This is a genomic window from Bradyrhizobium sp. (genome assembly GCF_019244115.1).
Lineage (GTDB): Bacteria > Pseudomonadota > Alphaproteobacteria > Rhizobiales > Xanthobacteraceae > Bradyrhizobium.
Genome location: NZ_JAFATE010000714.1, coordinates 1 through 2,057, shown reverse-complemented (window position 1 = coordinate 2,057; position 2,057 = coordinate 1). Strand labels below are relative to the sequence as shown.

General features: G+C 66.0%; 2 protein-coding genes. Both read right to left on the bottom strand.

The features are described 5' to 3' along the window. On the bottom strand, positions 1–1,100 hold a 1,100-nt coding region (locus JOZ76_RS30780), incomplete at its 3' end, for a class I tRNA ligase family protein (RefSeq protein WP_291705162.1). Between the two features lie 143 nt (positions 1,101–1,243). Next, the gene (locus tag JOZ76_RS30775; RefSeq protein WP_291705161.1) at positions 1,244–2,008 is read right to left on the bottom strand and encodes a PopZ family protein; all 765 of its coding nucleotides are present in this window, start codon (positions 2,006–2,008) and stop codon (positions 1,244–1,246) included. Positions 2,009–2,057 lie beyond the last annotated feature (49 nt).

Genomic DNA, 2,057 nt, shown 5'->3' with positions numbered 1-2,057 from the left:
GGCACCATGTGCGTGTGCGGCTCGATCTTCTCCAAAAAGCCGAAATCGGTCAGCCGCGCGACGACGCGCTTTCGCGCGGCGAAGCGCTCCACACCGTGGAACTCGGCGGCGAATTCAGCGGCACCCTCGGGCAGGCCGCGCAGATAGTCCTCGTTGCCGGTGAGGGCGAGGCGCCCTTCCTGGTCGAACACGTTGACCCGCGGCAGGTCATGGCGGCGGCCGATCTCAAAATCGTTGAAATCGTGCGCCGGCGTCACCTTGACCGCGCCAGACCCTTTTTCCGGATCGGAATAGGTGTCGGCGACGATCGGAATCTTGCGCCCGACCAGCGGCAGGATCACGTTCTGGCCGACAAGATCGGCATAGCGCGGATCGTCCGGATGCACGGCAACACCGGTGTCGCCGAGCATGGTCTCGGGGCGTGTGGTGGCGACCACGATGAAACTGGTGGGATCCTCGGGGCTAAAAGTCCTGCCCTCGATCGGATAGCGCAGGTACCAGAGGCTGCCCTTGACCTCGATCTGCTGCACCTCCAGGTCCGCGATCGCGGTGAGCAGTTTTGGATCCCAGTTCACCAGCCGCTTGTCTTTGTAGATCAGGCCCTGACGGTAGAGTTCCACGAACACTTTCAAGACGGCGCGCGACAGCCCCTCGTCCATCGTAAAGCGCTCGCGCGACCAGTCGCAGGAGGCCCCCAGCCGCTTCAGCTGGTTGACGATGGTATCGCCGCTCTCTTCCTTCCACTGCCAGACGCGCTCGACGAATTTTTCGCGGCCCATCTCGCGCCGGGTGGGCTGCTGGCGCTCCATCAACTGCCGTTCCACCACCATCTGGGTCGCGATCCCGGCGTGATCGGTGCCCGGCTGCCACAGCACGTCGCGGCCGCGCATCCGCTCGAAACGGCAGAGAATGTCCTGCAGCGTGTTGTTCAGCGCGTGCCCCATATGCAGCGAGCCGGTCACGTTCGGCGGCGGAATCACGATGGTGTAGGGTTTTGCGCCACGCCGGTCGGGGCGCCCGGCGCGGAACGCCTCGGCCTCCTCCCAGATCAGGGACATGCGGCCTTCGATATCGGCTGGCTGGTAATTCTTCTCGATCATGGCGCTTTTGGATGTGGCGGATGTTGGTCCCGCGGGTACAAAGCCGCCAGCGCCGCCCAAGTCAACACGACAGGGCGGCCAGGAAGCTGCACCACACCGGGGTTAAGGGCCGAATTCGGGCCCAGGCTCGCTATATAGGGCCGTCAGCGCCCGCGCGAAACCCGCTCGATTTCCGCCTTGACGATCCGCTCGACCAGACCCGGCAGGTTGTCGTCGAGCCAGGCCTTCAGCATCGGCCGCAGCATTTCCTTGACCAGGTCTTCCAGGGTCCGTGCATTGTTGCTGAGCACGGTGTGGGCAAGCGTATTGAACGCGGACTCGACGGCGGACACCGTCGAATGGGACAGAATGGGCTGCTTGGGGGACATCGGCGGATCGAACGCGGGGGACTCGTACACGGGGGGGCGGTGAACCGGTCGGGAGGCGGCCGCTTCGGCAAATTCGATGTCGTCCTGCGGCTCGACCCTCCGGAAGGACGGCTGCGGGGGCGGCGGCGTCTGCACCGCCATGTCGTCGGTCAATTCCAGAACTTCGGGCTCGGCAGGCTCGACCGGCGCCGGACGGATCTCCGCCGCCGAGGTCGCCTCGTCGAGACCCGCCAGCAGGGCATCGATGTCGTCCTGGTTGTTGCTCGCTGCAGGCGCCGCTGGAGGCGGCGGAGGCGGCGGAGGCGGCGGAGGCGGCGGTACTGGCGCGGGTGCGGGCCTCGCAGGGGCCGGTGCTTTCGCTGGCGCGATGTCCTGTACGGCAGCCGGCTTCGCGGGCGCGGCGGCGACGGGCCTTGCCGGCTCGGGAGCAGCAGGCTTTTCAGCGGCCGGCGGCTTAGCCTCATCGTCGGCGATGATGCGCCGGATCGAGGCCAGAATCTCCTCCATCGAGGGTTCTTGGACCTTTGCAGGCTGCGTCATCTCCGACTCCACCTCATCAACGCCCTCGCACGCGTTGTCTTAAGGACTA